Genomic DNA, 23249 nt, shown 5'->3' with positions numbered 1-23249 from the left:
GGATCAGGACGGCAGAACGACGGTGAAGACCGCGCCGTGACCTTCGCCGGACGAGTGCGCGGCGATGAGTCCGCCGTGCGCCTCGACAATCGCCTTGCTGATCGCCAAGCCAATCCCGGTGCCGCCGTGGCCGCGATCGCGCGCGCTGTCGACTCGATAAAACCGATCGAAGATGTGCGCCAAGTGTTCTTCGGCGATCCCGTCGCCGCCATCAATGACCGCAATTTCGAGTGTGTGTCGCTCACCGCGGCGTGCGGTCACTGTGACCGAGCCGCCTTGCTCGCTGTGCCGTACCGCATTGGCGAGCAGGTTGGCCAGCACCTGCGCAATTCGTTGCCGGTCCACCCGTACGGTCGGCAGTCCGCGCGCAACATCCGCGCTTAACTCGACGCCATGATCGGTGAAGGACTTCGACGCCGCGGCGATCGCCTCCGCGACGATGTCGGCGGGCGCAACCGGCTCGAGGTGCAGATCGAGCTGGCCTTCCTCGGCCTTGGAGATGGCGCCGATGTCCTCGCTCAATCGGGCGAGCCTCGCTGTCTGGTTACGCAGCAGCTCGAGATTCGCCTGATCCGGCGCGACGACACCATCCTGAATGGCTTCGAGGTATCCGTCGATGACCGAGATCGGGGTGCGCACTTCATGCGCCAAGTCGGCGAGCAGGCGTCGGCGGGTTGCCTCGACGGTCTGCAGTTGTCCGGCCATGCGGTTGAGCGCCTCCGCGAGTGTGTCGAATTCGCTACCCAGCCGGGGCGGGTCCACCCAGGTGTCGTAACGGCCGCTTGCGACCCGCGTCGCGGCAGCCGAAAGCGCGGCTGTCGATCGTCCGATTCGCCGGGTTACCACCACGATCACCGTCAGTGAAACAACGAATGCGACGAAGAACCCAAGGACCAACGCCAGCAGATTGGCGGATCGGAATGCTTGCTCCGCATGGGCCGCGATCGACGGCGGCAGTGGCTGACCGGCAAGAACGAAATGAGAGCGGAACAGCCGCGGCCCCACAACGGCGGCGATTAGCCAAGTCGACGTTGCGGTGATCAGTTCCACGCCCACGAGCGCTCCCCACAGGCGCGCAGCGAGTCCAGACGCGTGTGGTTGCGGCATTCTCATTCGCCAGTACCCATCCGGTAGCCGACGCCGCGGATCGTTCGTACAAACCGCGGCGCTCCCGCATCGTCGCCCAGCTTGCGGCGCAGATGGCCGATGTGCACGTCAACCAGCCGCTCGTCGCCGATCCATTCGTCGCTCCATACCGCCTCGACGAGTTGGCGGCGGGTGAGGGCCACGTTCGGCTGCCGGGCAAGAACCGCAAGTAGGTTGAATTCGGTGACGGTCAGTTCCCGAATCTGCCCGTCGATGCGTGCCTCCCGCGCTGCAAGATCTATTTCGAGTGGACCGAAACGCAGACTCGTCCCAGCATGCGTCGCCGGGATTTGGCGCGGGCGTCGGAGCATCACCTTGACCCTGGCGACCAACTCCCGGGGGCTGAACGGCTTGGTCAGGTAGTCGTCGGCGCCGACCGACAGGCCGACCAAGGTGTCGACCTCGTCGGTACGTGCCGTGAGCATGATTACGTAGCAGTCGGAGAATCGGCGCAGTTCTCGACACACCTCGATGCCGTCGAGCAGCGGCAGCCCGAGGTCCAGAATCGTCACATCCGGGACGAACCGCCGGGCTGTGTCGAGTGCCGTCGGCCCGTCTGATGCGGTTCGGACTTCGAAGCCGTCGTGCTCTAGATAGCCGCGAACCAGTTCGACCAGCGCGGGTTCGTCATCGACCACCAGCGCGCGTCTCGGTTGTTGCGTCATGAGTCAATGATTGCGGCAACCGGCGACTTGCGATGATGGAGACATGCAACCGTCGGCCCATCTCGCCACCGACCCCTTGGCGGATTCGACCACTACCCGCGAGCAGTTCCGTCAGCTCGCCGCCGAGCATCGGGTGGTTCCGGTGACGCGCAAGCTGCTCGCGGATTCGGAGACGCCGCTGTCGACGTATCGAAAGCTCGGCGCGAACCGGCCCGGAACCTTCCTGTTCGAGTCGGCCGAGAACGGCCGGTCCTGGTCGCGGTGGTCGTTCATCGGCGCTGGTAGCCCCACGGTGCTGACGGTTGTCGACGGCGAAGCGGCCTGGCAAGGGGCCACTCCGGCGGACGCACCCTCGGGCGGGAACCCGTTGCACGCCCTGCGGCAGACGTTGCAGCTCTTGCAGACCGAGCGCTTCCCGGATCTTCCGCCGTTGACCGGAGGCATGGTCGGCTACCTCGGTTACGACGCGGTCCGCCGTATCGAGCGCCTGCCCAACCATGCCGTCGACGACCTTGAGGTCCCGGAGATGGTGATGATGCTGGCCACCGACCTGGCGGCCTTCGACCATCACGAGGGCGCGATCACGCTCATCGCAAACGCCGTGAACTGGAACGGCACCGACGAGCACGTGGACGAGGCCTACGAGGACGCGGTTGCCCGTCTCGACCGGATGACCCAGGACCTTGCCGCACCCGCCGCGTCAACGGTGTCGACATTTCACTCCGTCGACCCGGATTACCGGCGCCAGCGCACGTCCGCGGAATTCGGCGCCGACGTGCGGCGACTGGTCGGTGAGATTGAAGCGGGCGAGGCGTTTCAGGTGGTGCTGTCGCAGCGGTTCGAGATGGACTACGACGGCGCGCCGATCGACGTCTACCGGATGCTGCGGGCCTCCAATCCAAGTCCGTACATGTATCTGCTGCACATCCCGGACGGATCGGGTGGCACGGCGTTCTCCATCGTCGGTTCGAGTCCGGAGTCGCTGGTCACCGTGCACGACGGGGTCGCCACCACCCACCCGATCGCCGGTACGCGCTGGCGTGGGGCCAGCGAGGAAGACGACATCCTGCTGGAGAAGGACCTGCTGGCCGACGAGAAAGAAAACGCCGAGCACCTGATGCTCGTCGACCTCGGCCGCAACGATCTGGGTCGGGTCTGCGAGCCGGGCACCGTGAAGGTCACCGAGTACCGCCACATCGAGCGGTACAGCCACGTGATGCACCTGGTGTCGACCGTGCACGGACGACTGGCTCCCGGCAAGCAAGCCATCGACGCCGTCGCCGCCTGCTTCCCGGCCGGCACCCTGTCGGGCGCACCGAAGGTCCGGGCGATGGAACTGATCGACGAGCTCGAACCGACCCGCCGCGGCATCTACGGCGGCATCGTGGGTTATCTCGATTTTGCGGGCGACGCCGACACCGCGATCACCATCCGGACGGCATTGATCAAGAACGGCACCGCCTATGTGCAGGCAGGTGCGGGTGTGGTGGCGGATTCGGACCCGCAGTACGAGGACGTCGAGAGTAAGAACAAGGCCATGGCGGTGCTCAAGGCCGTCGCCGCTGCTAAGACCGTGCGCGCCTACGAAGGCCGACAACCGTGAGTCCAATGATTCCCCGTCGCCGCTACCCGGTGTTCTGCGCGATCCTGCTGGTGCTCGCCGCGGCGGCGTTGTGGGGCTCCGCGCAGCTCGACTGGGTGCGCGTCGCCTCCGCCGATGGTTTGGGCAAGCCGCGAACCACCGACCTCAACGGCACAGTGTGGGTGTCGATCCTGACCCCGTTGGCCCTGGTGTTCATCGCCGCGATAGCCGCTGTGTTTGCGCTCAAGGGCTGGGCGCGGCGGGTGTTGGGGGTCGTCGTCGCGACCGTGGCCGCAATCGCTGCCGTGCCAGCGTTGGCGTCGCTGTTTACGAGCTTGTCCGCCGTGCGGGCCAAACAGCTGGCTGATCTGCCGGCCCGGGCCACGGTCACCAGCGTGCAGGCCCACCCGCTGCCCGCGGTTCTGGTGCTGGTCGGCGCAGTCATCGCTTTCGCCGCCGGGATGCTGTTGGTTCGTAAGCCGCTGCCGGATGCCGGACTATCGGCGAAGTACGCCAACCCGGCGACCCGGCGGGCCGCGGCCGTGCGGGCCACGTCCATGCAGGAAAGGTCACCGCGGGAACGGGTGGCCCCGGACCGAACCGGTGATCGCACACCGCCGTCGGAGCGCACGCTGTGGGACGCGATCGACGCCGGCGAAGACCCGACAATCGGCCCGGACACCGACCCCGATACCCGAATCTAGGCGCGGTGGGTCTGCCCTCTAGGCTAGGCAGCACCAGGGAGTTGGCCGCGGTGTCTCGGGAGAAATCGGACAGGCACCTGACAGGCAGTGTGACGCTCGCTACATGCTCCTGCGGTTGCGGCAGGGACATCCAGAAAGGATTCGGGCCAGGATGACCGTACTCGAGTCGATTCTTGATGGGGTCCGCGCCGACGTCGCGGCACGCGAGGCGACTATCGATTTCGCGGCGATCAAGAAGGCGGCCACCGCGGCTCCACCGGCGTTGGACGCCGTCGCGGCACTGCGGGAACCCGGCATCGGCGTGATAGCGGAGGTCAAGCGCTCCAGCCCGTCCAAGGGGCACCTTGCCGAGATCGGTGATCCCGCGCAGCTGGCCACCGCTTATGAAGAGGGCGGCGCGCGGATGATCAGCGTGCTCACCGAGGGGCGCCGGTTCGGTGGATCGCTCGCGGACCTCGACGCGGTGCGCAAGGCGGTCAGCATTCCGATCTTGCGCAAGGACTTCATCATCGGTCCGTACCAGATTCACGAGGCCCGTGCTCACGGTGCCGACGTCATCTTGCTCATCGTTGCCGCGCTCGAGCAGCAGACATTGTCCGGACTGCTGGACCGCACGGAATCTCTCGGCATGACCGCACTGGTCGAGGTGCATACGGAAGAAGAGGCCGACCGCGCGCTCGACGCCGGGGCCACCGTCATCGGTGTGAACGCTCGCAACCTGAAGACGCTTGAGGTAGATCGGGATGTGTTCGCCCGCATCGCGCCGGGGCTGCCCACCGACATCATCAAGGTCGCCGAGTCGGGTGTCCGCGGTACCGCCGATCTGCATGCCTACGCCGGCGCCGGGGCCGACGCGGTGCTGGTCGGCGAGGGCTTGGTGACCAGCGGTAGTCCGCGCACCGCGGTCGCGGACCTGGTCGCCGCAGGTACTCACCCATCGTGTCCGAAGCCGGCCCGATGACGGACCCGATTCTCGACGCGAAGGCGCTCGACGCCAGGGGCCGATCGCTGCCGCGCACCAGCGCGGGCATCGCCGAACTCAGCGGGCATGAGCCGGACACCGGTGGCCACTTCGGCCGCTACGGCGGCCGGCACGTGCCGGAGGCGTTGATGGCGGTCATCGAGGAGGTCACCGCCGAGTACGAGAAGGCGCGCGTCGACGACGGTTTCCTCAACGAACTCGACCGGTTACAGCGCGACTACACCGGCCGGCCCTCGCCGGTTTTCGAGACGACGCGATTGTGGGAAGACGCCGGCGGCGCCCGGATTCTGCTCAAGCGCGAAGATCTCAACCACACCGGTTCGCACAAAATCAACAATGTGCTCGGGCAAGCGCTGCTCGCCAAGCGCATGGGTAAGTCGCGGATCATCGCCGAGACCGGCGCTGGCCAGCACGGCGTCGCGACCGCCACGGCATGTGCGCTGCTCGGGCTCGAGTGCATCATCTATATGGGCGCCGTCGACACGGTCCGCCAGGCACTCAATGTGGCCCGCATGCGACTGCTGGGTGCGGAGGTCATTTCGGTGGAATCCGGATCCCGCACGCTCAAGGACGCGATCAACGAGGCGTTGCGCGACTGGGTCACCAACGCGCACAACACCTACTACTGCTTCGGCACGGCGGCGGGCCCGCACCCGTTTCCGATGCTGGTGCGCGACTTCCAGCGCATCATCGGGTTGGAGGCGCGGCAACAAGTTTTGGCGCAGACCGGGCGGCTGCCCGATGCGGTGACCGCCTGCGTCGGCGGGGGTTCCAACGCGATCGGCATCTTCCACGCGTTCATCGATGACCCGGAGGTGCGGCTCGTCGGGTTCGAGGCCGGCGGCGATGGTGTATATACCGGGCGGCACGCGGCGACCTTCACTGGCGGCACGCCGGGCGCATTCCAAGGCGCGTACTCGTACCTGTTGCAGGATTCCGACGGACAGACCATCGAATCGCATTCGATTTCAGCTGGACTGGACTATCCGGGCGTGGGCCCGGAACACGCCTACCTCAAGGACATTGGGCGCGCCGAGTACCGCCCGATCACCGACACCGAAGCGATGGACGCGCTGCTGCTGCTCAGCCGCAAGGAGGGCATCATCCCGGCGATCGAGTCGGCGCACGCGGTGGCGGGCGCGCTGCAGCTCGGTAAGGAACTGGGTGAGGGCGCGATCATTCTGGTGAACCTGTCCGGCCGAGGGGACAAGGACATGGACACTGCGGCGAAATGGTTCGGGCTGATCGACAGCGAGGAGGCACGATGAACGAGAATCGTTCGTTCATTGGTGCCGACCGGGTGCGGGTGTCCCGCAAGACACAGGAGGCGCAGTGACCTCCCGCCTTGCCCCCACTTTTGCCGCTGCCCGCGCCGAGCACCGGGCTGCCCTCATCGGCTACCTGCCCGCCGGCTACCCGACGCTCGAAGGTTCGATCGACGCGGTTCGGGCGATGGTCGAATCAGGTTGCGACATCATTGAAGTCGGCATCGCCTACTCCGACCCGGTGATGGACGGCCCCACCATCCAGGCGGCCGCTGAAGAGGCATTGCGCAACGGCGTCCGGGTCCGTGACGTGTTCACCGTGGTCGAGGCGATCGCGGCAGCGGGCGGCAAGTCCGTGGTCATGACCTACTGGAACCCGGTGCTGCAGTACGGCGTTGACGCATTTTCCCGCGATCTTGCCAACGCGGGCGGGCTTGGCCTGATCACGCCGAACCTCATCCCGGAGGAAGCCGACGAGTGGTTCGCGGCGTCCGAAGGACACGATCTGGACCGGATCTTTCTGGTGGCGCCGTCCTCGACCGAGGAGCGGCTGGTCAAAACCATCCACGCCAGTCGGGGTTTCGTCTACGCGGCGTCGACGATGGGCGTTACCGGTGCCCGCGATGCGGTGTCGAGCGCTGCGCCAGAACTGACCGCCCGAGTTCGTGCGCACTCCGATATCCCGGTCGGTGTCGGTCTCGGCGTGCGCTCGGGTGCGCAGGCTGCGGAGATCGCTGGCTTTGCCGACGGCGTCATCGTCGGGTCTGCACTGGTCACTGCGGCGGGGCAGGGCATAGCAGCGGTACGCGCGCTGACCTCCGAACTCGCCAGCGGTGTGCGCTCGGCTACCGTTGCTTCGTGACCACGACGCAGTTTCTCGCCTACATCCCCAGCCCGCCGCAGGGGGTGTGGTATCTCGGCCCGATTCCGGTGCGCGCGTATGCGCTGTGCATCATCGTCGGGATCATCGTCGCCATCTACTGGGGTGAGAAACGCTGGAAGGCGCGCGGCGGCGAGGAAGGCACGGTTCTCGACATCGCGATCTGGGCCGTTCCGTTCGGCCTGATCGGTGGTCGGCTCTATCACGTGATCACCGACTGGTCGACGTACTTCGGCGCGAACGGCCGGCCGATCGACGCGTTGAAGATCTGGGAGGGCGGTCTCGGCATCTGGGGTGCGGTGCTACTCGGTGCCCTCGGTGCGTGGATCGGATGCCGGGTTCGCGGTATCCCGCTCGCGGCCCTCGGCGATGCGATCGCTCCGCCGATCTTGCTGGCCCAGGCCATCGGCCGGTTGGGCAACTACTTCAACCAGGAACTGTACGGTCGCCAGACGGACCTGCCGTGGGGCCTGAAAATCTACGAGCGCGTGAACTCCAGCGGCTCGGCCGACGCGCTCAACGGCGTGTCCACCGGTGTGGTGGAAAAGATCGTGCACCCCACGTTCCTGTACGAGCTGCTGTGGAACCTGCTGATCGTCGCGCTGTTGGTGCTGGTGGACAAGAGGTTCAAAATCGGCCACGGCCGGCTCTTCGCGCTGTACGTCGCGGGCTACTGCTTTGGCAGGTTCTGGATCGAGTTGATGCGCGACGACTACGCCACCCACATCTTCGGCATCCGGGTGAACTCGTATGTTTCGGCGATCGTGTTCGTGCTGGCGATGGCCTATTTTATCTTCGCCAAGAAGGGCCGGGAGGCTCCCGAGGAGTTGCGCCCGAAGCCGCGGACCCCGGACGCGGTAGACGGTGCTGACGTCGCACTCGACTCCGAGAAGGACGAACCTGATTCCACCGGAGATCCCGAGAATGCTGCCGAAGTTCAGACGGCGAACACCGACTAGCCAGCCGTCGCGAACGGAGCTGCGATGACCGATCATTCAGATAAATACGACAATTCGCGTCCCGTCGACCCGACCGCCGACACCACGGGAACTCCGTTCGACTACGACTCGACCGCGCCGTCCTCTCCGACCGAGGCGTATCCGACCGCTGGGCCGTACACCCCGTACAACCCCACCCAGCCCTATCCGACCAGTCAGGGCTACGACGCACCCCAGTACGGGCAGCCTTCCTACGGCGCGCCGGGCACCGGGCCCAACTATCAGAGTTACGGCACCTCGGCACAACCGCAATACCCGTACGGCTACCCGCAATACGGCTACCAGCCGAACGATCCCACCGCGCCGTACGGACGTCACCCACTGACGGGTGAACCGCTCTCGGACAAGCAGAAGGTCACCGCCGGCCTGCTCGAGATCTTCCTGGGTGCGTTCGGCGCCGGGCGGTTCTATCTCGACCAGCCGGGAATCGCGATCGCGCAGATCGCGGTCACCTGGTTGACGTGTGGAATCGGCGGCATTTGGCCACTGATCGACGGCATCATGATGCTGACCGGCAATGTCCGAGACAAGTACGGAAGGCCGCTACGCGACTGAACTTGTGAAGTCACGGAAGTCTGACACTGCGCGACTGAACTACTAGGCTCTTCCGGGTGACCCGACGAACGAAGATCGTTTGCACGCTCGGCCCTGCTACCGGCACCGATGATCGCGTCCGCGATCTCGTTCAGAGTGGAATGGACGTTGCCAGACTGAATTTCAGCCATGGCTCACACTCCGACCACGAGGCGGCGTACCGGCGCGTGCGCGCAGCGTCGGATCACACCGGCCGTGCCGTCGGTGTGCTAGCCGATCTGCAGGGCCCCAAGATACGGCTCGGACGATTCGCCGACGGCGCCACCGAGTGGGCGAACGGTGAACAGGTCCGCATCACTGTCGACGACTGTGAAGGCACCCACGACCGGGTTTCCACGACCTACAAGCAACTCGCGCACGACGCCAAGCCCGGTGACCGACTGCTCGTCGACGACGGCAAGGTCGGACTGACGGTGGAGGCGGTCGACGGCAACGACGTGGTGTGCCGTGTTACCGAGGGCGGTCCGGTCAGCAACAACAAGGGCGTCTCGCTGCCGGGGATGGACGTGTCGGTTCCGGCGTTGTCCGAAAAGGACATCGAGGACCTGGAATTCGCGTTGGAGCTCGGCGTCGACTTCATCGCGCTGTCGTTCGTGCGGTCGCCCGCCGACGTCGAGCTGGTGCACGAGGTGATGGACCGGGTGGGTCGTCGGGTACCGGTGATCGCCAAGCTGGAAAAGCCTGAGGCCGTGGACAATTTGGAAGCCGTGGTGCTCGCGTTCGATGCGATCATGGTGGCCCGCGGCGATCTGGGTGTCGAACTGCCGCTCGAGCAGGTGCCGCTGGTGCAGAAGCGCGCGATCCAGATTGCGAGGGAAAACGCCAAGCCGGTCATCGTCGCGACCCAGATGCTCGATTCGATGATCGAGAATTCGCGACCCACCCGCGCCGAGGCATCGGACGTGGCCAACGCTGTACTCGACGGCGCGGACGCGGTGATGCTGTCGGGCGAGACGTCGGTGGGCAAGTATCCGATGGAGACGGTGCGCACGATGGCCCGCATCGTCGAGGCCGTGGAAAACGAGTCGACGCAGGTGCCACCGCTGACGCACGTGCCGCGCACCAAGCGCGGCGTCATCTCCTATGCGGCCCGCGACATCGGCGAACGGCTCAACGCGAAGGCCTTGGTCGCGTTCACCCAGTCAGGCGACACGGTGCGCCGACTCGCCCGGTTGCACACGCCGCTACCGCTACTCGCGTTCACCCCGCTACCGGAGGTGCGTAGCCAACTCGCGCTCACGTGGGGCACCGAAACTTTCCTGGTGCCTCGGGTGGACACCACCGACGCCATGATCCGGCAGGTCGACACGTCGCTGCTCACCCTCAATCGCTACGTGAAGGGCGATCTCGTCGTCATCGTCGCCGGTTCCCCGCCCGGCACAGTAGGGTCGACCAACTTGATTCACATCCATCGCATCGGGGAAGAGGACCACTGACCGTGACGGCGGCTGGCCATAAGACCGACCTGTCCATCCTGCTGGACCTGCTCGATCTGTCGCAGACCGACGAAGACCTGTTCGTCGGCAAGCATCCGGCGCAGGTGGGCAGTAGAACCTTTGGCGGCCAACTTATTTCGCAGGCGATCGTGGCGGCCGGACGGACGGTGGGCGAGGGCCGGCCCTTGCATGCGCTGAACGCGCACTTCATTCGCGGTGGAGATGTCAAGGCGGACATCGAGTATCGGGTTGCTCGCCAGCGGGACGGCCGGGCGTTCGCCAACCGGATGGTCACCGCTTACCAGAACGGTCACGAACTGTTCGTCATGCTCGCCGCGTTTCAGGACTGGACCAAGGGTCTCGAGCACGCGGTCGCAGTGCCCGTCGTGCCGTACCCGGAAGCGTTGCCGCCCTTGGGCGATCACTTCGTCGGCTACGAAGAAAAGCTGCAGATGTTCGTCAACGCGCTCAAGCCGATCGACATGCGCTACGCCAACGACCCGGCCTGGATCATGAAGGACGCGGGGGAGACGCTGACCCACAATCGGGTCTGGATGCGCGCTGACGGCGAACTGCCCGAGGATCCACTGATCCACATCGCCACCATGGGCTACTCGTCGGACACCACCGTGCTCGACTCGATCATCACCACCCACGGCCTTTCCTGGGGACACGACCGGATCGTGGCGGCCACCGTCAACCACTCGATGTGGGTTCATCGCCCCTTCCGATTCGATGACTGGGCGCTGTACGCCACCGAGTCCCCGGTCGCGGCAGGCTCACGCGGACTCGCCACCGGTCGGTACTTCTCCCGCGACGGCGAACTGCTCGCCACCGTGGTCCAAGAGGGTCTGATCCGGCACTTTCCGAAGCGGGCGCGCTAGACTGCGCGGGCTTTCTGCGCACGACTGATCGACCCGATAGGTGAAAACATGGACGCCTCCAGAGACTGGGGCAACGAAATATTCGAGAGCCTGAAGTGGCTGGCGATTGCGTTCGGGATCACCGCTGTGTGCTTCACGGTCGCCGCCGTGGCGCTGCTGTCGCTGACCAAGTGGGGACGGCAGTTCTGGCGGATCAGCCGGGGCTACTTCGTCGGTCCGGGCGGTTGGCGGACCATCCTGTTCGTTGCCGTCCTGGTTTTCATGGCGGTGTGGAGCGTCCGGATGAACGTGTTGTTCTCCTACCAGAGCAACGACATGTTCACCGCGGTTCAGTATGTGGCGCAAGCCTTTTCCCAGCACGACGCCGCCACCCTGCATGCCGCCGAAGCGGCGTTCTGGCACTCGATGATCGTGTTCTCCATCCTGGCCACCATTCACGTGGTGCGCTCGCTGCTTGACTACTACATCGGGCAGGCGTTCGACATTCGCTGGCGACTGTGGCTTACCGAGCACGTCACCACCGACTGGCTCAAGGGCCGTGCCTACTACCGCGGCCGGTTCGTCGACATGACCATCGACAACCCGGACCAGCGAATCCAAGAGGACATCACCAACTACGTCCAGTACACCCGCACGCTGTCGATGGGTGGCGTGTCCGCGGTGGTCACGGTCGTTTCGTTCACCCGGATTCTGTGGGATCTGTCCGGGCCGCTGACCTTCTTCGGTCTCACCATTCCGCGGGCGATGATGTTCCTGGTGCTGGCTTACGTGCTTGTTGCCACGGTGATCGCGTTCTGGATCGGCCGGCCGTTGATCAGCCTGAACTTCCTCTACCAGCGCATGACGGCAAACTTCCGCTACGCGCTCGTGCGGGTGCGCGACAGCGCCGAGAACATCGCGTTCTACCGCGGTGAGGGCGTGGAACGGAGGGGGCTGTTGGGCCGCTTCGGCGAGGTGATCGGCAGCTACTGGCGAATCGTCTACCGGACGTTGAAGTTCAGCGGCTGGAACCTGGCCGTGGATCAGACCGCGGTGGTGTTCCCCTGGATCATCCAGGCGCCGCGGTTCTTCAAGGGTGCGATCACGCTCGGTGACATTCAGCAGAGCGCCACGGCATTCGGTCAGATCCACGACTCGCTGTCGTTCTTCCGGGAGAACTACGACACGTTCACCGCGTATCGAGCGTCGCTGATTCGTCTCGACGGATTGATGACGGCCAGCGAGCAGTCTCGGGAACTGCCGCAGCTGAGCCGGTCCGACCTCGAGGGTGCGCTCGAGATCGACAGCGTAGACGTGCGCCGACCCGACGGTGAGGTGCTGATCGATGATCTGTCCCTGCGCCTGACCCCCGGTGAAGCACTCGTGGTGAAGGGTCGTTCCGGCAGCGGCAAGACCACCTTGCTGCGCAGCCTGGCGCAGATGTGGCCCTACGGCGAGGGTGAGATACGGCGTCCCGAGGGTAACGAGACCCTGTTTCTTTCCCAGATTCCGTATCTGCCGCTCGGCGACCTGCGCACGGCGGTCGCGTACCCGGCGAAACCAGACGAGATCGACGACGAGACCCTCAAGTCGACCCTCGAGAAGGTGCATCTCGGCCACCTGGTCAATCGGTTGGATGAGGACGCCGATTGGGCCAAGATCCTGTCGCCGGGGGAGCAGCAGCGCGTCGCGTTCGCACGCATCCTGTTGATCAAGCCGAAGCTGGCGTTCCTGGACGAGGCGACCTCGGCCGTCGACGAAGGCCTCGAGTATTCGCTGTACAAGCTGGTGCGGGAGGAGACGCCGGAGACGATGCTCGTCAGCGTCGCACATCGCAGCACCGTGGATCAGCACCACACCCAGCGCCTGGAACTCGACGGGGACGGCAGTTGGCAGTTGGCGCCCGTACGTGCGTCGAGTTGATGGTTAGGTAGGCGGGCACTCGCAAAACGTCTACGTATCCATAATTTCAAAGGGTGTGGATAACCCGAACTAGCCCCTCCGGCTGTGGATAACTTCGGCCTTGAGACGGAGCTGAAGCCTCGGTATGCGCGACGCTGAGTGCCATGGGGGAATTCGACACGCCGTTTCTGGGCTCAGCCGCAATTGCGAACGGCCGACTGACGCGCCACGACCTGCGCTGCGACTATCAGCGCATCTTCCGAGACGTATACCTGCGCAAGGGCATAGAGCTTGACCTCAAGCTACGTTCGCGGGCGGCATTGCTGTTCGGTGGCGCCAATGCCGTACTCGTCGGACTGTCCGCTGCAGCCGTGCATGGCACCAAGTGGATCGCGGACGATGCGATGCCAGAGATCGTCCGCGAGGGGTTTCTCGGCGCGCCGAAAGGCCTGATCATCCGCGGCGACCGACTAAACGACGACGAGGTCGATGAAACCCTTCGAGCCACGACGCCCGCTCGTACGGCGTTCGACCTCGGCCGGCGTTTGCCGCCGCGCCGCGCCGTCGCCACAATCGACGCACTCAGCAACGCGACCGGCTTGAAGGCCATTGATGTGGACGCAATAGCGATGCGATATCCCGGCGCGCGGGGCATCGTGAAACTTCGTACCGTGCTGCCCTTGATCGACGGCGGAGCGGAGTCGCCGCAGGAGACCTATACACGGCTCGTCCTCATCGAAGCCGGATTACCCGCTCCGACCACTCAGCTGCTGATCCGCGACGACTACGGTGACGTCATCGCCCGGGCCGATCTCGGCTGGCAACGCTGGAAGGTCATCGTCGAATACGACGGTGCTCAGCATTGGACCGATCCTCGTCAGCGGTCTCATGACATCGAGCGAACGGCCGCGCTCGAAGCCATGGGCTGGCGAATCGTGCGCGTGGACGCCGACCTGCTCCGACGGCGCCCGCACATCCTCGTCGCTCGGGTGCGCGCGGCGCTGCGAGCGGCGGGAGCTCCGGTGAACTGATGGATACGGAGACGTTTTGCGAGTGGCCCTCTACCTATCCATCATCTCGTCGCAAAGGCAAACATTGACGCCGAGCGCTTGGACATGCACTCTGTCGTCATGAACAGGTGGTGGGCAGGGGCCGCAATCTGTGCCGGGGTGGTGCTGGGTTCGGCGCTCGCTGACCAGGCGATGGCCTGGGCAGACCCGCACGACACGTCCGACGAGCCAATGATGATGTGCCCGGCCGCAAATGGCTGGCGGGCGGCGTCCGACGGCCCGGGAATTCTGGTGACGCTGTTCGAGAACGGCCCCGCCAGTGTGACGGTGACGGTCAGCTCGGCCACTGACACGCAAAACCAGACGGCTACCGTGCCGCCGGGAGACTCCAGCGCTCGTATTGCCTTCCCGCGCTTTTCCCCTGACTCCGTGCGTGATGTGGTCGCCCGGTCGATCGGGCCGGGTCCGTTGCCCGCGCAGTGCATGGTCATGCGCGCCCAATAATGCGCGAGGGGGCGGTGCGAAGACCGTCCCCTCACAGATATCGGCGATGTCACCTGCGGTGTGGCATCATCCCCAGTCCGGCGACGCCGAGTCCGAGCAGCAGGACAACGGCTCCACCGACGACATTCGACCATGCCATTCCCGCCGTTACCGATACGCCGGAGATTACCCATGGGCAGATAATCATCCAGATGCCCAGCAGCGGAACAGCTCCGGCGAGACCATGGAACCGACCATTGGCCGAGCCGAAACCGATTGCCAGGATCGCTACCGCCAGACCTGCGATGAGATCGTTCATCATCAGCGACGTCGTGCCGTGGAATCCGACGATCCATGGTGACACGGCGACGTAGAGGCCCGCCATCAAGGTCAGGGTGTCGGTAAACTGCCCGACCGGGGTGACGGCGACCGCATCATAACGGTCCCGAAGCGCGGCAATATCCGGATGCTTCTCAATAGGCGGCAGGTTCGCTGTCGACATAATGCACTCACCTCCTAGATACGGTGGAGAGGCACACTTACCCTCTCTAATTAATGATATTCCGTTCGCAAAGACCCTGCTAGTAGGCGAATCGCCACCCTTTGTCGGAGGATCAGCGGAAGATCGACTTCAGGTAACGGGCAACTCCATCTGCAGTTTGCTCAAAGTGTGCTGCGCTGACGTGTCCGACGTAACCGTCTGGTCGGATCAGGTACACGGCGCCGTCCGCGGCGTCATAGGCTTGCGCGAAAGTTCCTGCGGCATCGATGATTACCGGAATTTCGCTGTCGACGTCGGTGTCCGAGCCCGCTATCAGAATCGGCTGCAGCTGGCCATGCGAGAGCGAATCCGCCTGTGCAGCAAACTGTTCTAGCGCGGCGATGGCTGCCTTGGAAGGGGCATCGAGGTAACACAGCAGCGTGTGGTGCCGACTGTCGAGGAGGGCTAACAGTCGCAGCCCAAACGACACAGCCGGGCGAGTCAGCCCGGTGGCGTCGGGCGCCCGGCGACCGAGTAGGCGATGGTCGTCGCCGCTGATGATCGGGCTGTCGCCGTAGTCGAGCAGCAACTGCGCCTCGCGGCGCATGACGAAATCGGGGTCGCTGGAGTCCGCACCGATGCCTTGGCGTGCGCTTCGCACCGTGCGACCGACGACCTCCTCGCCGATCGGATGCCGCTCAGCGTTATAGCTCTCCAACAGGTCGTCGGCGGCGAATCCCCGCACCGCGAGAGCGAGTTTCCACGCCAGATTGTGCGCATCCTGAATGCCGGTGTTCATGCCCTGTGCGCCCGTCGGCGGGTGGATGTGCGCGGCGTCGCCCGCGACGAAAACCCGCCCACGCCCGTAACTGTCGACCAGTCGGTGGCTGATCCGGAACACCGACGACCAGCGCAGGTTCGACGCTTGCACCGGCTGCGGCGAAAGCCTATCCAGCACCGCCTGAATGTGGGCGAGCGTCGGTTTGCGCTCGCCCTCGAAGCCGTGCGCGACCGTCCCGGGGGCGGGCGCGTCAGTGGCCAGGTCGTCGGGAACGAGCATCGACATCCGGTAGCGACGATGCCCAGGAAGCGGGATGCACACAAGCAAATCGTCGGTGACGCCGTCGGTTTGGTGCATCGATCTGATCCCGTAGCCGCGCGGCATCGACCAGTCGACCTCCACGTCTCCGAGCATGTACTGCTCGGTGAATGCGCCGCCTTCGAAGGTCAACCCGAGACCCTTCCGCACCACGCTGTGCGCGCCATCGCAACCGACGAGGTAGCCAGCCGTGGCCGTCGTATCGCCCGAGTCGGTGGCCAGCACGGCCGTGACGCCGTTGACGTCATAGCTGAAGCTGAGCAACCGGGTGCCACGCTCGACCGTGACACCCAGCGACGCAAGATGTTCGGCCAATACGCGTTCGGTGGCGTATTGCGGCAGTCCGATGAAGCGAAAGGGCACGTCCTCGGGAAGTCGCAAGTCCAAGCGGGCGACCTCGGTGCCGTTGACATAGACGAGTTGACCGCGCATCTCCACGGCTGCGTCCAGGATCTTGTCCACCACCCCCATGCTTTCGAACACTTCGAGCGTGCGGGGCTGGATGCCAACGGCCTTGGCGTATTGCGGTGGGTGCAGTAGCGGATCGATGATGCGGCACGCCACTCCCCGTCGAGTGAGTTCGATCGCGGCTGACAAGCCCACCGGGCCGGCTCCGACAACGAGAACTTCGGTGTCCATCATGGGTAACCGCCTGTCGCTCAGCTCGTTTCGTTGTACAGCTCTGATTCGGTCAGGACCGGTTCGACGGTCGGTGCTTCGTTGCGGACGCGCCTGCGGGTGGAGAACATTGCGCCGCGCGCTGGAATCTGGGTGGCGAATCTGGCCAGGCCGGTCGGCTTGGCCATGTCGTCGTACACGGCGTCGATACCGCCGCGCAGGAAGTACGCTTCGTGCCAAAAGCCGGTGCCACCAGAGTCTTTCAGAAACTTCTGCCACCATTGCCGGTGTGGGTCCGAGCGCGTCCAGCGTTCGAGGCTCTCCAGATCCCGCCAATATTGGCGGGCGCCCCAGTGCGGCGGAAACAGTGACCACACGACGTCCTCGTGCAGCAGCAAGCCATCGGGGCAGTCGTTGTGGGACTTGTACAGCTGCGGGCCGAGGCCGAGCAGTCGCAGGATCCCGCGCGGCTTGTGCACGCGCATACCGAGGTAGATGACCACCAGGTCGGGATAGGCCGACAGATCCGCTGTCACTCGCTGCACGCGCATCAGTGACCTCCGCCGTCGGACTATGAAAACCAACGATACGCGGGCCACGGCAGCTTGCCGCCCGCTGATTTCCGTTGGGTATCGACTTGGCATCCGATCGGACGCGACGCCAGTGTCGCGGCGGCCTATCGGAACTGCGGCATTTAGCGTCCTGACCGAGCCGAACCAGCTCGTCATCAACGAAAGTGAGTTGCGATGCAAACCTTGACCGACATCCTGAAGGTCGTCCAAGACGTCATGGGAATCATGAACAGCACCGGCACCGGCACCGGAACGGGCACCGGTACCAGCCTCAGCTGACAACCACGAGATCGGCGGCGCCGGGGCACGGCCCGCGTCGGCTAACGACGCGCGTACGGCCCGGCCGGCCGTCTCGTCCGACAACAACGACAAGAATTTGCCGAGAATTCCGCAAGAACTCGGCCCGAATCTGAGCTGGTCCAACCCCTACCCCAAAAGGACCAGCAATGTTCGCAATCTCTCGCCCTCGTCTCGCAGCCGGTGTCTTCGCCGCGACGGCGGCCGCTGCCGTTCTCGGTGCGGGCCTGGCCAGTGCCGACACAACCAGCAACGCGATCGTCAACGCGCAGGTCGGTAGCTGTCTGAACGTGCAGTTCGGCGCTACCCAATCCGACGGCAATTCGTCGGTGACCGTGGAGCCGGCCTCCTGCGGCAGTTCAGCGGCCAACTACCAGGTGGTCAGCCGCACGACGAATTCCGCTGCGTGCGGGGACCAGGCCTGGGTCGAGAATCAGGATCACAACGTGGTGCTCTGCCTCGATCCGACGAGCTAACAAACACCTGTCAGTGCTTCGCCAAAGCCCGGTCCGTGAGCGCCGCCATCACCGGAGTCAGGGCTTTGGCGTGCACGATCGTCAGGTGATTGTCGTCCCGAAATACCAGATCGCTGCCGACAATCACCGGACACAGTTGGGCGGTGCAGAACAACGAGGTGAGGTCGGCGTATTCGCCGCCGCCCGCTTCCGTCGCTAGTTTCTCCGCCGCAATGCCCGCCTCGTTCATCGCTACGGATCTGGTGGGCGTGCAGGCAAGCGCGTCATCGAGATGCGCGGAAACGCAGGTCGGCACGTTTCCCTTCGGGTCGGGAATCGGCCCGAGCACCAATACCTGAGAGCCGTTCGCCCGCAGCTCTTTCACCATCCGAGTGAGGCTGTCCAGCCATGGCCGGCCGTACATGGTGAAGTTGAAGTCACCGCCATAGCGCCGCGACATCCCCAGCACCACCAGTTTCGGACGCTCCGCCTTGAGTCGATCCAGGATCTGGTTGCGCCATTGCTCGCATTCGGTGTACTCGCGGCCCAAATACGGACTTCTCAGCGGCAGGTCCAGCATCGGACAGGTGACCTTGGCCAAGTTTTCCAATCGCCAGTGCCGCTGCTCCGCGGCGGCCGCGAATGCCGGGTGCCACATGGCCGCGTGCGAGTCGCCGACCAACGCGACAGTCGTCGGTGAGCCCAGATCGCCGGTCGCGCATTCGCTTTGGCCCACCTCGAGCCATGAGCGCACGCAACCGTTGACGAAGACGTCCGGCTTGTCGGACGGCGCATCGGCAAGCGGCGGGTCCAGGTTCGACGGCACCGCATGCGGTTTGGCGGATTCCGCAACGACCGCCTGAACCTGGGCCGTCATCTGTTGTACCGCCGCGTCGAGCGGATCCACCGTCGGTGCCGCGGGCGCGACTGGCGCGTGCACGGTGAGCGACGCCGCCGCCTGGCCGTGCCCCACCGGCGCCGGACGAGTCACCAGCAGCCCGAGCGCGACACAGACGGCAACAGCGGTGGCCACCCCGCCGAGCGCGAGGCTGCGCGGCGCCGACCGCCGGATCGGCCCGGCGAACCGGACCGGGTTTTCGATGAGCTGCAGCGTCAACATGGCCAGTCCGGCGGACACCGCGACCGCGGCCAGTCGGTCGGTCAAGCGGAGTGGGCCGCCCAGCGCGTAAGGAGCGAGGATCAGCACTGGCCAGTGCCAGAGGTACCACGAGTAGGAGAGACGACCGATCGCCCGCATCGGCGGCAACGACAGCGCACTTCCGACGCCCACCCGGGAGTAGGCGCAACCGGCGCCGATCACCAGCGCGGTGCCTACGACCGGGAGCAGCGCGGCGGTCCCCGGGTACGGGGTCTTCTCGCCCAGATGAACGCACGCGACGATGATCAACGCCATCCCGGCCCAGCCGAGAACAGCAGCCACCAGTGCGGGCAGCCGACGCCAGTAGCGGGCAGTGAGCGCCACCAGTCCGCCGGCGGCCAACTCCCAGGCACGTGACGGCAACGAAAAGAACGCCCACGGCGGCAGGTCGCTCGTCCAGCCCAGCGAGATCGCAAATGAACCGACCGCGACGAGGCTCAGTACGAAAAAATACGGCGCGAACTTGTCGGTGCTGCGCCTGCCGACGCGACGCAGCAACCACGCGGTACCGATGATCAACGCCGGCCACACCAGGTAGAACTGTTCCTCGACGCCCAGGGACCAATAGTGCTGGAACGGCGAGGGCGGCGAATCAGCGGCGAGGTAGTCGGTGCCCTGGATGGCGAACCGATAGTTGCCCACATAAAGAGCGCTGGCGATGGCGTCGCCAAGGACCGAGCGGACCTGCAGCGGAGGCAGCAGCAGCGCCGATCCGACGGCGGTGGCGACTAGCACCGTGGCACCGGCCGGCAGCAGGCGCCGCGCCCGCGCGCCGTAGAAGCGACCGAGTCGCACGGTCCCGGTTCCGCCCGCCTCCCGCCACAGCATGCCGGTGATGAGGAAACCGGAGATCACGAAGAAGACGTCGACTCCGACGAAGCCGCCGGTCAAGCCTGGGACCGCCGCATGGAACAGCACCACGGCCAGCACCGCTACGGCCCGCAAGCCTTCGATATCGGGCCGGAAACCTGACTTCGCTGGTGTGCTCGACGTGGCCGCGGGGCGGTGGCGGCCGGAGCTACGTCGTTCACGGGTGGCGACAATGTTCATACGGTTGGCGATCCTGTCACACGAGCGCGTCGGGTTGCCGCGCGGCGCGCAGATCGAGTCAGTCCAAGCGGTGCAGCGTGACGTCGATGAGCGCGCCGGCCTCGACGCTCGCGGTCATGTACGTGCAGAAGGGTTGTCTGCGCCGGTCGGTCGGTGAGCCCGGATTCAGTAGTCGCAGCCCGGTTTCTGTCGTGGTGTCCCACGGGATGTGGCTGTGCCCGAAGACGAGCACGTCGGTGTCGGGATACAGCCGCGACATGCGCGCCTCACGCCCCTTTGCGGCGCCCGTCTCGTGCACGACCGTGAAGAGAAGTCCGTCGAGCGTCGCGTCGGCACGCTCGGGAAGCCGAGCGCGCAATGGTGGGCCGTCGTTGTTGCCCCAGCAGCCGATCAACCGTTTCGCCGCCGACTCGAGCGCATCGAGGAAGCCGATGTCGATCCAGTCGCCGGCATGGATCACGACATCCGCGACGGCGACTTCCTTCCAGACCCGTGGCGGCAGGTCGCGGGCGCGAGCGGGAATGTGCGTGTCGGTGAGGAGGAGCAGGCGCATGGGTCCAGTGTGTCTTTCACGTTGAGATAGTCGATTTCGACGCCTTTCGGCGATATTTGCGTGGAAATCGACTAGTTCACCTGTTGAGATCGGCGAGCGACACTTCGCCGTTGCTGTCGAGTTCGATCCGCCGCGTGCCATCGATCGGGTGATTTATCAGGATGGTGGCCAGTAGTCCACGCTTCTGCGGCAGTATGCGGACCGCGATGGTGCCCGCATCGGCCCTCGTCAGTTCCCGGGTAACCAGCGTCAACAGCTGTTCACGAGCCGGTACTTCGTCACCCCGGTAATCATCGATGAGCACGACGTCGACGCCTCGTTCCCTGGCCGCGCGTGCTGCCCGGGTGACCGTCGGATCCGCGAGAGCGGGCGCGCGCAGACTGTCGCGCAACTCGGCTTCCAACAACGCGCATTCGATCCGTTCGTCCTGCTCCAGCGGGCGCGGATCGATGATGCGACGCAGCACCGGGCGAACCATCGCGTCTACCTGGCGCATCTGCCGGCCGCGTTCGGCGAGCATCGCCTGAGTGGCCGATTCGGCGGCGACGCGACGCGTCGATTCGGCGCGGAGTTCGACGATCTGCCGGGCGGCCGGGCGAATGACGTAGGCGAAGAACGTCGCCATCAGCATCGGCGCGACACTGACCGCTTGCGGCATTGCGGCGGCAAGGAAGCCCTGGTCGGTGAGCGCGCCCCACACGCCGGCAACGGCGATCATCACCAGAATCTCCGCCCAGCCGGCGAGTGTGCGTCCCCGAACGCAGAGGTACACGGCGCAGGCCGTGCCCGCTGCGTACGGCCAGGTTTGGGCTGCAGAGGTTGCCGGCGCTGGAATCACACTCAACACCAGCGCTGAGGCGATCGGCCCGCACACAACGACGGCCAGGGTCGGTCGGTAACCGAGCGGATCGCCGGGCATCCACAGTAATGTTGCACCGCCGACGGCGCTGACCAGCAACGCGACCATGATCGGCCATTTAGTACGCGCGTCGTCCCACGACGAGGTGACGAGCGCAATCTGTGCGATCAGGAAGAACCCCGCGACCGTCCATGCGGTGCGCGTATGCATGCCCAGCAGCGTCCGGGCATCTTCGACCTGCAGGGTTTTGGTCGTCACGGCGCGGTCCATGCGAGCACCACCTTTGTACCGTCGCCCGGTTGCGATCGGACTTCGGCGTCGCCGCCCGGCAACGCCCTCATTCGGCCGATGATGCTTGCGGCGACCCCCAACCGGTCGGGCGGAATTCTCCGTGGATCGAACCCGATCCCGGAGTCGGCGACGACGACAGTGAAGCTGATCTCGGTGACAGCGATGCTGATGTGGCGATCCGCACCGGGGCCGGCGTGGCGGATACTGTTGCGGAGCGCTTCCGACATCGCCGCGCCGACGGTTCGGACGGCCTCGCCGGGAAAAGTTGCCTGTGTGATTGGCTCGCTGAGGATCTCGACGGGCGTGACGTCGTCGATAGCGTTCGTCGCCACTCGCAGGTGCGCAAACAGGTCTGCGGCGTCATAGGTCTCGCTGTCGGAGTCCTCGTGGAACTTTCTCAGGGTGTCCACGGCTTGGCGGCGGACCTCCGCGGTGTTGCCTTGCCGGCTCGCCGCTAACAGAGTGGACATCACCCAGTCGTGCAGCAATGCATTGAACCGTTGGCGTTGAACGCTTCTCGCTTGGGCGCTCGCAGCGGAGGCGGCGACGGAATGGGCGGCCGCCCGAGTCTCGTCGAGCAGTCTCCCCGTCCGAACCGCCATCAGAGCGGCGCTGACGAAAAGCAGCGAGTAGCTGGTCGAAAACAACATGTCGACGACGGGATCGGCATTGTGCTCGGCTGTGCGTTCGGCATGATTGACCAGCACCGAGAATGCGGTGGTGCCGACGAGCGCGATGACGGCCCATCGCGGACGCCAGGCGATCGCGGCGGCGAGGCCGGCCAGGCCGGGGATCTCGGTGAGCCAGACGCTATTGTCGGCAACCCCGACACCGTTCCAGCACAGACTCCAGACCGCCAACGCGGCGACATATCCAAAAACGCATGTCGACACGGCGATGCCTAATCGCTCGAGCTTGCGGCGGAATCCGATTGTTCCCAGCGCTACCGGTGGCAAGAAAGCGAGTGCGACGGAAACGGCACTCGCAAACCAGCCGACGTAGCGAATCTGTCCGACGATCTGCGGCGCCAGCACAACCAGATAGAACCCGTAACCGCTGGCGACGAACAACGCGAAAAGTCGGGTGATGCGTTGCTCAGCGCTCCCCGGTGCCTCGATTTCTGGTGCCGGTTGCGGCGGCACGGTGAGGGTAGCCATGACGTCCTCCCTTACCGCGTGGCAGCTGAGCAGTCGCACGATACCTGTCCGCGCACCGAAGTAATGTCCTGCGAAGGAATGGCAGCGGCGATCTCTGGGTACAGATTCGCCAGGACTTCGGCGGTGGGGCAGCAGTGAGGGGAATCGA

Annotated in this window: 22 protein-coding genes; 13 read left to right on the top strand and 9 right to left on the bottom strand. The window is 65.2% G+C overall.

Annotated elements, in window-relative coordinates; translation table 11 throughout:
• Nucleotides 1-3 precede the first annotated feature (3 nt).
• On the bottom strand, nucleotides 4-1056 hold the full coding sequence (locus FOS14_RS14335; RefSeq protein ID WP_221936717.1) for a cell wall metabolism sensor histidine kinase WalK: 1053 nt from the start codon (nucleotides 1054-1056) through the stop codon (nucleotides 4-6).
• 53 nt (nucleotides 1057-1109) lie between these two features.
• The gene (locus FOS14_RS14330) at nucleotides 1110-1811 is read right to left on the bottom strand and encodes a response regulator transcription factor (RefSeq protein ID WP_143771480.1); all 702 of its coding nucleotides are present in this window, start codon (nucleotides 1809-1811) and stop codon (nucleotides 1110-1112) included.
• Nucleotides 1812-1854: 43 nt separating this feature from the next.
• On the opposite strand from FOS14_RS14330, the gene FOS14_RS14325 reads away from it, so the two are divergent.
• From FOS14_RS14325 to FOS14_RS14270, 12 genes are all read left to right on the top strand, one after another.
• Nucleotides 1855-3414: an anthranilate synthase component I gene (locus tag FOS14_RS14325; protein WP_143771479.1), complete on the top strand. Its 1560-nt coding sequence runs from the start codon at nucleotides 1855-1857 to the stop codon at nucleotides 3412-3414.
• 5 nt (nucleotides 3415-3419) lie between these two features.
• Nucleotides 3420-4097: a TIGR02234 family membrane protein gene (locus FOS14_RS14320; RefSeq protein WP_143771478.1), complete on the top strand. Its 678-nt coding sequence runs from the start codon at nucleotides 3420-3422 to the stop codon at nucleotides 4095-4097.
• A gap of 151 nt (nucleotides 4098-4248) precedes the next feature.
• Nucleotides 4249-5058, top strand: coding sequence for an indole-3-glycerol phosphate synthase TrpC (gene trpC, locus FOS14_RS14315; RefSeq protein WP_143771477.1), 810 nt, complete (start codon nucleotides 4249-4251; stop codon nucleotides 5056-5058).
• Nucleotides 5055-6347 (top strand): tryptophan synthase subunit beta, encoded by a 1293-nt coding sequence (gene trpB / locus FOS14_RS14310; RefSeq protein WP_143771533.1) that lies wholly within the window; start codon nucleotides 5055-5057, stop codon nucleotides 6345-6347. Before trpC ends, trpB begins: the two co-directional genes overlap by 4 nt.
• A 64-nt stretch (nucleotides 6348-6411) precedes the next feature.
• Complete coding sequence (gene trpA, locus FOS14_RS14305) at nucleotides 6412-7206, top strand: tryptophan synthase subunit alpha (RefSeq protein WP_143771476.1); 795 nt, start codon at nucleotides 6412-6414, stop codon at nucleotides 7204-7206.
• Nucleotides 7203-8183 (top strand): prolipoprotein diacylglyceryl transferase, encoded by a 981-nt coding sequence (gene lgt, locus FOS14_RS14300; RefSeq protein WP_143771475.1) that lies wholly within the window; start codon nucleotides 7203-7205, stop codon nucleotides 8181-8183. Before trpA ends, lgt begins: the two co-directional genes overlap by 4 nt.
• Nucleotides 8184-8207: 24 nt before the next feature.
• Nucleotides 8208-8777, top strand: a complete 570-nt coding sequence (locus tag FOS14_RS14295) for a TM2 domain-containing protein (protein WP_143771474.1) — start codon at nucleotides 8208-8210, stop codon at nucleotides 8775-8777.
• Nucleotides 8778-8833: 56 nt separating this feature from the next.
• The gene (pyk, locus tag FOS14_RS14290; RefSeq protein ID WP_143771473.1) at nucleotides 8834-10252 is read left to right on the top strand and encodes a pyruvate kinase; all 1419 of its coding nucleotides are present in this window, start codon (nucleotides 8834-8836) and stop codon (nucleotides 10250-10252) included.
• Nucleotides 10253-10254: 2 nt separating this feature from the next.
• A complete protein-coding gene (locus tag FOS14_RS14285; RefSeq protein ID WP_143771472.1) occupies nucleotides 10255-11136 on the top strand; it encodes an acyl-CoA thioesterase II in 882 nt (293 codons plus the stop codon).
• A gap of 48 nt (nucleotides 11137-11184) precedes the next feature.
• A complete protein-coding gene (locus FOS14_RS14280; RefSeq protein ID WP_143771471.1) occupies nucleotides 11185-13038 on the top strand; it encodes an ABC transporter ATP-binding protein/permease in 1854 nt (617 codons plus the stop codon).
• A 143-nt stretch (nucleotides 13039-13181) separates the two neighbouring features.
• Nucleotides 13182-14048 (top strand): endonuclease domain-containing protein, encoded by an 867-nt coding sequence (locus tag FOS14_RS14275; protein WP_143771470.1) that lies wholly within the window; start codon nucleotides 13182-13184, stop codon nucleotides 14046-14048.
• A gap of 99 nt (nucleotides 14049-14147) precedes the next feature.
• Entirely contained in the window at nucleotides 14148-14531 is a 384-nt protein-coding gene (locus FOS14_RS14270; RefSeq protein WP_143771469.1) for a hypothetical protein, read from the top strand.
• 49 nt (nucleotides 14532-14580) lie between these two features.
• Here the strand turns inward: FOS14_RS14270 and FOS14_RS14265 are convergent, their stop codons facing one another.
• The 3 genes from FOS14_RS14265 to FOS14_RS14255 all read right to left on the bottom strand — a co-directional run bounded on the left by FOS14_RS14265 (nucleotide 14581) and on the right by FOS14_RS14255 (nucleotide 17259).
• Nucleotides 14581-15012: an SPW repeat protein gene (locus FOS14_RS14265; RefSeq protein ID WP_143771468.1), complete on the bottom strand. Its 432-nt coding sequence runs from the start codon at nucleotides 15010-15012 to the stop codon at nucleotides 14581-14583.
• A gap of 112 nt (nucleotides 15013-15124) precedes the next feature.
• Entirely contained in the window at nucleotides 15125-16732 is a 1608-nt protein-coding gene (locus FOS14_RS14260; RefSeq protein ID WP_143771467.1) for an FAD-dependent monooxygenase, read from the bottom strand.
• 17 nt (nucleotides 16733-16749) lie between these two features.
• On the bottom strand, nucleotides 16750-17259 hold the full coding sequence (locus tag FOS14_RS14255) for a phenylacetaldoxime dehydratase family protein (RefSeq protein WP_143771466.1): 510 nt from the start codon (nucleotides 17257-17259) through the stop codon (nucleotides 16750-16752).
• Nucleotides 17260-17726: 467 nt separating this feature from the next.
• On the opposite strand from FOS14_RS14255, the gene FOS14_RS14250 reads away from it, so the two are divergent.
• Nucleotides 17727-18053 carry a hypothetical protein gene (locus tag FOS14_RS14250; protein WP_143771465.1) on the top strand — a complete coding sequence of 109 codons (327 nt, stop codon included), beginning with the start codon at nucleotides 17727-17729 and terminating at the stop codon, nucleotides 18051-18053.
• 10 nt (nucleotides 18054-18063) lie between these two features.
• Here FOS14_RS14250 and FOS14_RS14245 read toward each other — a convergent pair whose 3' ends face one another.
• The 4 genes from FOS14_RS14245 to FOS14_RS14230 all read right to left on the bottom strand — a co-directional run bounded on the left by FOS14_RS14245 (nucleotide 18064) and on the right by FOS14_RS14230 (nucleotide 23101).
• On the bottom strand, nucleotides 18064-20241 hold the full coding sequence (locus FOS14_RS14245; RefSeq protein ID WP_143771464.1) for an acyltransferase family protein: 2178 nt from the start codon (nucleotides 20239-20241) through the stop codon (nucleotides 18064-18066).
• Between the two features lie 58 nt (nucleotides 20242-20299).
• Nucleotides 20300-20794: a metallophosphoesterase gene (locus tag FOS14_RS14240; protein WP_143771463.1), complete on the bottom strand. Its 495-nt coding sequence runs from the start codon at nucleotides 20792-20794 to the stop codon at nucleotides 20300-20302.
• Nucleotides 20795-20870: 76 nt separating this feature from the next.
• Nucleotides 20871-21911 carry a hypothetical protein gene (locus FOS14_RS14235; protein ID WP_143771462.1) on the bottom strand — a complete coding sequence of 347 codons (1041 nt, stop codon included), beginning with the start codon at nucleotides 21909-21911 and terminating at the stop codon, nucleotides 20871-20873.
• Nucleotides 21908-23101, bottom strand: coding sequence for a sensor histidine kinase (locus tag FOS14_RS14230; protein WP_185981777.1), 1194 nt, complete (start codon nucleotides 23099-23101; stop codon nucleotides 21908-21910). The genes FOS14_RS14235 and FOS14_RS14230 overlap by 4 nt, the downstream gene beginning before the upstream one ends.
• Between the last annotated feature and the right edge of the window lie 148 nt (nucleotides 23102-23249).

Origin of the sequence: Skermania sp. ID1734 (genome assembly GCF_007489285.1) — a bacterium.
In the GTDB taxonomy this organism is placed as follows: domain Bacteria; phylum Actinomycetota; class Actinomycetes; order Mycobacteriales; family Mycobacteriaceae; genus ID1734.
The sequence above is the reverse complement of the archived record's forward strand: the minus strand, read 5'-3'. Positions and strand labels throughout refer to the sequence as shown.